Origin of the sequence: Sphingorhabdus sp., assembly GCF_046154385.1 — a bacterium.
In the GTDB taxonomy this organism is placed as follows: domain Bacteria; phylum Pseudomonadota; class Alphaproteobacteria; order Sphingomonadales; family Sphingomonadaceae; genus Sphingorhabdus_B.
The window spans coordinates 1-6876 of record NZ_JBJXFW010000009.1; the positions used below are offsets into that span (position 1 = coordinate 1).

Below are 6876 nucleotides of genomic sequence, written 5' to 3' on the forward strand. Positions count from 1 at the left end.
CGTTCGAGTTCGTCGAGGATGCGCTCTTTCAGCGCCTCGCCAACATCGCCATCCCAATCGAGCGGGGCCTTGCCCATATGCGCGACCGGTGCGAGCACGTAGAAGGTCGAGCAACCCTCCGGCGCGAGGCTCGGGTCGGTAACCGTCGGGTGGTGCAGATACAGCGAAAAGTCCTTCGGCAAAATGCCGTTCTTGTAGATATCGTCGAGCAACCCTTTGTAGCGCGGCCCGAACAGGATCATGTGGTGCGGAATACCCGGCCATGTACCCTTGATGCCCAAATGCAGCACAAACAATGATGGCGACCAGCTTTTGCGGTTAAGCGATTTCGCCGCGCGTTCGCCGCGTTTGTTGCTGGTCAGCAAATCCTTGTAGGTGTGCATCAGGTCGCCGTTGGACGCCGCGACATCGCAGTCCATCCGCCAGCCCGATTTTGTCCGAACGCCAGTGACCTTGTCGCCGCGCGTTTCGATTTCTGCGACCGCATCGCCCAAGCGCACGGTGCCGCCCAACCGCTCGAAATGCGTGACCATCGCCGCCACAAGCCGGTTGGTCCCGCCCTTGGCAAACCACACGCCGCCCTCTTTTTCGATGGTATGGATCAGCGCATAGATTGCGCTGGTGCTCATCGGGTTGCCACCGACGAGCAATGTGTGGAACGACAGCGCCTCGCGCAGTTTCTCGTTCTTCACATAGGACGATACGATCGAATAGACCGAGCGCCATGCTTGATATTTCATCAGCGCAGGTGCGGCCTTGATCATCGAAGCAAAATCCAGAAACGCCACAGAACCGAGCTTTTGATAGCCTTCCTTGAACACGCCTTTCGAATATTCGAGGAACTTGCGATAACCCTCGACATCGTCGGGATCGAGCTTTTCAATTTCTGCCTTCAGGCCGACACTATCGTTCGAATAATCGAAATTCGTGCCGTCCGCCCAGTTCAACCGGTAGAAAGGAAACACCGGCATTAACTCGATATCGTCAGCCATCTTGTGACCCGACAACGCCCATAATTCTTCCAGACACGGCGGATCGGTAATAACCGTCGGTCCGCCGTCGAAGGTAAAGCCGTCCTTCTCCCAATAGTAGCCGCGGCCGCCGGGTTTATCGCGCGCTTCGATAATGGTGGTCGCAATGCCCGCCGATTGCAGCCTTATGGCCAATGCCAGCCCGCCAAAACCGGCACCGATAATCGCCGCTGTCTTCGTCATTTCTTTTTGCTCCGGATCGCGGTGATGGCTTTCCCGATGGGAATGGGCGGCTTGCCAGACAATATGCGCGCCTTGTCACCGGGGCCCGTCTTCCCCGCATAGAAGCGCTCAATCAATCCGGGCTTTAACCTGTAGAAACGCTCTAGGATTTTGTAGCGTTCCGAAGCTTCTGCGCCGCGGAACAGCATCCGGTTCAACATTCGGTAGAATTTCCCGCTCTGCCAATGTTCCTGCGCGCGTTGCCGCATGATCATGTTCAACTTATCGCCATCGAGATCGGGCTGTTCGGCAATGAAAATGGCGTTGCGAACCGCATCGGGGAGCGAGTAACTCGTGACGGATTGAAAAAACGCACCGCGTGCGCCTGCCTTTGCCGTCCGGCCACTGCCGCTTGCCCAATAGCTGTCCAGATCACCGCCCATAACGACCGGCAGAACACCGTTTTCTTCGCGCAAAACGCGTTCGACTTTCCAGCCTTTGCCATCCGCATATTCGGCCAGACGCTGCCGCAAACGGCGCGGGTCGTGATTGGGCGTGTCGCTGTAATATGTGTCCTCGACAAAGATTTTGTCCATGCCAAAGGGCAAGACATAGACAAAGCGATAGCCGTCATGCTGTTCGACCGTGGCATCCATGACGATGGGCTTTGTCAGGTTATGTGGTTCGGACAATTGCATCAATTGCCCGGTAAATTTCTGCCAACCACAGTCAAGATGGTGCAAATCCCCTGCACCGCGCGCATCGATAACACCACCTGCGTTGATTCTTTGTGCTCCGTCGAGCACAACGAGCCGTGGCGACACGGCCTTCACTTCGCGGCCCAACATCAGCGCCGAAGCGGGCAGATTATGCCGCAAAACCCAATCCAGCCGTTCGGACTCAATGGTGTAATAGATATTATCGAGCGACCGGCTATGTGCAGGAAAGCGCACTTCATATCCGGACCAGCCATAAGTGACGAGCGGGGCGGTGAGCCAGCGATGCTCGGGCAATATGTCGCTCGCAAAATAGCTCCATATATGGTTGCCACCAAAGCTATCGCCCTGTTCAATCAGTACGATCTTCAATTCAGGCCGCATTTTGGCGAGCGCCAGCGCAATCAGCCCGCCTGCTAGGCCTCCGCCGACAATCGCGAAATCAACTTTTATATTTTCCCGGTTCACCCCCCGGCTCTAGCGCAGGCATTTTACAAGGGAAAGCCTTGTGCCAACGAAATACACAGCTTTCTGGGTGGTTGACTTTTCGGGCTGGATTGGGAACCAACGGCAAATGGATTATAAAGCTAAAGTCATTGCCATATACAGCCTGAAAGGTGGCGTCGGGAAAACAACTCTAACCGTCAATCTGGCAGCGGAGTCGGCTTTGCGCCGTGACAAGAAAACATTGTTGTGGGATCTTGATCCACAATCCGCGTCCAGTTTCATTCTTGGCTATCATCCTGAAAAAAAATCGAAAGCCAGATCGGTTTTTGAACGCGATATTGAACCGGGCAAGTTGATTGTTCCCACCGCCATTCCGGGGTTGGATCTTCTTCCGGCGGATATTTCCTTGCGCGGCCTCGACGGATTTTTCAATTCGCTGGGCAAAAAGAAACGCTTGGCGAAGCTGGTTGAAGCGATAAGCGGGCAATATGACCGGATATTTCTCGATTGTCCGCCGGGCTTGACTGAAACCAGCGAACAGATGATGCGCGCCGCCGATATCATCATTGTGCCGGTGATACCGTCGCCCCTATCCCAGCGCGCGCTGGAAGACGTCGTGTCGCATCTGAAAGATCACCACAAAGGGCACGCCCCCTTGCTGCCTGTATTCTCGATGGTTGATCGCCGCCGCAACCTGCACGTTGCCGCCATGTCGGCCAACCCCGATTGGCCCCGCATTCCGATGGCCAGCGCGGTGGAAATGATGGCGGTGCATCGTTCGCCGGTGGGCGTTTTTGCCCATCGCTCACCATCGGGTGAAGCTTTCCACATGCTTTCAGGGGCCATCGAGCGTAAGCTTTCCAAACTGAAGGATTGAATTGTTGGTCTAGGGTCCTGACCCTAAGGAGCGGGATATGCGGAAAAAATGGCTTTGGGCGCTGCTCGTTGGTGGGGCGTTGGTGGGCGCGGTCGGCTATGTGAAGCGCGACGCCATCGCCATGAACCTTCTCAATCGCGGTGCCGATGCCGCCATGGCGCGTAATGTGCTGGCGGATTTGCCGAATGACCAATTGCACGTCGCCTTCTGCGGGACAGGCTCTCCGCTTCCGAGCCGTGACCGCGCGGCGGCCTGTACGGCCGTGATCGCCGACGGACGGATTTTCATATTCGATATGGGCGAAGGTTCGGGCGAAACCTTGGCGTTGATGGGCATGCCTCTCGACAAGATCCAGGGCGTCTGGCTGACCCATTTGCACAGCGACCATTTCGAAGGCTTAGGTCCCTTCACCCTGCAACGCTGGGCAGGAAGCAGCGCCGCGACGCCGCTTGCGGTATCCGGACCCGAAGGGGTGCTGGAGATTACGGAGGGCTATAACGCCGTCTACCGCATCGATTCCACCTACCGCATCGCGCATCATGGCGCCGATGTGGTGAAGCCTTCGGGCTTTGGCATGGCCGGAAAAGCCATCGCGCCGGGACTCGTTTATGATGACGGCGGCGTTCGGATTACTGCCTTTGCCGTGGACCATGACCCCATCAAGCCCGCCTTCGGCTATCGCGTCGACTGGAAAGGCCGCAGCGTCACGATCAGCGGCGATACCGCGTTCACCCCGGCACTTGCCGCGGCCGCCAAGGGGTCGGACCTGTATGTCAGCGAACTCCTGTCGCCGCGTTTGGTCAAGATTTTGGAAAACAGTGCGCGCAAGGCGGGCAACGCCAACAGGGCCAAAATCTTCAGCGATATCCAGAATTATCATATCAGCCCCGAACAGGCCGCCGATGTCGCAAAAACTGCGGGCATCGGTATGCTCGCCTTCACGCATATCGTGCCGTCCGTGCCCAAGCCGCTGGAATTTGCATTGACCGGCACGGCGTCGGAGCATTTTGCGGGGCCAATCAAGGTCATGCATGATGGCGATGTCATCAGCATTTCGGGCAAGGACAAATTCAAAACTCAGAATTTGCTAAGTCGCTAAGTGCCGGAGTAAAGGGGGCTATGGACTATAGTCTCCCCATATTGCTTTCCGCGCTGGCGATGACCCTGATCGTGGGCGTCCGCTATCTTCTGGTCAGCGGGGCCTTTGCGTGGGCAACGCGGGTCAGATATCCGAAATTATACGCAGGTCTGGAACCCCAGATGCGCCGCGAAATCGGCTGGAGCCTTGCGAGTGCCGCCATTTACGGCATTCCGGCCGGCATCGTGGCATGGGGCTGGGACAGCCAGGGTTGGACTTTGATCTACCGGAATTGGGCAGATTATCCGATCTGGTATGTGCCCTTGTCGATATTTCTCTATCTGTTTGCGCACGACACTTGGTTCTATTGGACCCACCGGCTGATGCACCGCCCATGGTGGTTTAAAAAGGCGCATGCTGTCCACCATGAAAGCCGCCCGCCGACCGCGTGGGCCGCAATGTCGTTCCACCCGTGGGAGGCGCTGACCGGTGCGTTCGTTATCCCTATTCTGGTGTTCATCATTCCCGTTCATGTTGGCGCAATTGGCGTTGTGCTCTGTGTCATGACGGTTATGGGTGTCACCAACCATATGGGGTGGGAATTGTTCCCCAAATTCATGGTTAACGGCAAATTAGGAAATTGGCTGATAACTGCAACGCACCACCAGAAACATCATGACGCATATCGGGGGAATTATGGGCTTTATTTCAGGTTTTGGGACAAAATTTGCGACACCGATCTTGGTCTTGGGGATTGGAATATCAAGCGGGATGACACTTAATGCGACGCCTTTGACGTCGACATTGGATGTCAGCATTCATGGGTTACGCAGCATGAAAGGCAATGTACTGGTCTGTGTTACCGCCAACCCCAAATTTTTCCCGGATTGCAGCAAGGATCCCAAAAGCCACCGCGCCAAAGTTGCGGCTAATAATGCAGGCAATGTCAGCTTTCCCGGGTTGACCAAAGGAACCTATGCCGTCGCGTTAATTCACGATGAAAACGGAAACAGCAAAATGGATATGGCCATTTTTCTGCCCAAGGAAGGATTTGGCTTTTCACGGAATCCCGTAATTTTAACTGGCCCGCCGAAATTCAAAGCTGCGGCGTTTGAAATTGATGCCGACGAAGTAAGCCAAAAGGTGAAAATGAAATATATGCTCTAATGTTAGAGCCTATAATAATTTCTATGCCCTAAGCTGGAGCATATCATGAACTTTTCCAAAACCAATTTAGCAGCCCTGATCTTGGCCGTTACAGGCGCAGGCGCTCCGGGTTTTGCCCAGAATGAAAATGCGGAAGGCGAAACGACCCAAGTGCGCGGTGCCGGTGTTTTCGCAGGTGATTGGCTGACCTTGGGAATTGGTGCCGGCTATGCGCCAAGCTATGATGGCTCCGACAATTACACATTTTTTCCCGCGCCACTGGCGCAAGGTAGCGTGAGCGGTTTTGACTTTGGTGCCCGCGGACCCGGATTATATGTTGACCTTGTCCGCGACACTAACAGCAGGAAAAATGTCAAAATCCTCGCTGGTCCTTTGGTTCGGGTGCGCACGGACCGGAATGGCGATATCAAGGATGCCGTTGTCCGTTCGCTTGGAAAAGAGGATGTGGCAATAGAGGTGGGTGCCACCGCCGGTGTTTCGATTACACAGATGATGAACCCTTTTGACCGGCTTACATTATCGGCTGACGTGCAATGGGATGTGGCGAAGGCCCATCGTGGCCGGATCATTAGCCCGAGCATCAGCTATTCGACGCCGCTTACACCCGCGATTTTCACCAGCTTAAGCCTTTCGGCCATCCATATCGACGACAATTATGCCGATACCTATTTCAGCATCGACGCGGCGGGCAATTTAGCGAGCGGTTTGCCGCAATTCGACGCAGACGGCGGCTGGAAAAGCTTCGGCGCGTCCTTTCTTGGTGGCTTTGACCTATCGGGTGACGCGCGTGACGGGGGATGGAGCGTGTTTGGTCTGGCGAATTATTCACGGCTGACCGGTGATGCGAAACGGTCGCCGGTGACCTCGATCCGCGGCGATGCCAACCAATATTTTCTGGCCGCTGGAGTCAGTTATACATTTTAGGAAATACCGGCTTTAACCAGTTGGAAATATTGATCGGGGTATATGGCGCGTATAAAAAGGGCGCGCATATGAACCAGTCTTCACCAGAAAAATCTCCGACCCCCGGCCATATGGTTGGCTATAGCCGCGAAAGCCGTACAAGCTGGATAGGTTCGAAACTTGCCCAATCAACCGGCATCGCAGTCGACCAACTGGACGCCGTCCATAATTATATGTGGCTGCGAATCTTGCAAAATAACGCGGCGACGCCGACTGCGGAGAACGAGGCCGACCACCTTGCGATGCACATCGTAAAACTCGCCCTGTTGGCCGAAGATGCGGCCGCCCAGGGAGGCCCAAAAGCCGCCATGGCCGCAGTGATGGAGGCGCGGGGAACCGAAGTCGACCCCCTATTGGCCCAGAATTTCCTGCGGCTCGCCAGCTCCTCCATCTTCTGGATGGCCCTGGATTCCGCAGGAAGCGCGCGGACGGCGT

The 6876-nt window shown here is 55.6% G+C and carries 8 protein-coding genes; 6 read left to right on the top strand and 2 right to left on the bottom strand.

Features of this window, described 5'->3' with window-relative positions:
- Positions 1–1214, bottom strand: a 1214-nt coding sequence (locus tag ACKVOS_RS02520; protein WP_409210449.1) for a phytoene desaturase, incomplete at its 3' end; no start/stop codon positions are given.
- Positions 1211–2377 (bottom strand): lycopene beta-cyclase CrtY, encoded by a 1167-nt coding sequence (gene crtY / locus ACKVOS_RS02525; protein ID WP_409210450.1) that lies wholly within the window; start codon positions 2375–2377, stop codon positions 1211–1213. The genes ACKVOS_RS02520 and crtY, both read right to left, overlap by 4 nt.
- Before the next feature lie 106 nt (positions 2378–2483).
- On the opposite strand from crtY, the gene ACKVOS_RS02530 reads away from it, so the two are divergent.
- The 6 genes from ACKVOS_RS02530 to ACKVOS_RS02555 all read left to right on the top strand — a co-directional run.
- Positions 2484–3233, top strand: coding sequence for a ParA family protein (locus ACKVOS_RS02530; RefSeq protein WP_409210451.1), 750 nt, complete (start codon positions 2484–2486; stop codon positions 3231–3233).
- A gap of 37 nt (positions 3234–3270) precedes the next feature.
- Entirely contained in the window at positions 3271–4332 is a 1062-nt protein-coding gene (locus tag ACKVOS_RS02535) for an MBL fold metallo-hydrolase (protein WP_409210452.1), read from the top strand.
- A gap of 20 nt (positions 4333–4352) precedes the next feature.
- Positions 4353–5093, top strand: coding sequence for a sterol desaturase family protein (locus ACKVOS_RS02540; RefSeq protein WP_409210453.1), 741 nt, complete (start codon positions 4353–4355; stop codon positions 5091–5093).
- Positions 5083–5478 (top strand): DUF2141 domain-containing protein, encoded by a 396-nt coding sequence (locus ACKVOS_RS02545; RefSeq protein WP_409210454.1) that lies wholly within the window; start codon positions 5083–5085, stop codon positions 5476–5478. The genes ACKVOS_RS02540 and ACKVOS_RS02545 overlap by 11 nt, the downstream gene beginning before the upstream one ends.
- Before the next feature lie 45 nt (positions 5479–5523).
- Positions 5524–6402 carry a MipA/OmpV family protein gene (locus tag ACKVOS_RS02550; RefSeq protein WP_409210455.1) on the top strand — a complete coding sequence of 293 codons (879 nt, stop codon included), beginning with the start codon at positions 5524–5526 and terminating at the stop codon, positions 6400–6402.
- A 68-nt stretch (positions 6403–6470) separates the two neighbouring features.
- Positions 6471–6876: hypothetical protein (locus ACKVOS_RS02555; protein ID WP_409210456.1), on the top strand; the 406-nt coding region annotated here is incomplete at its 3' end.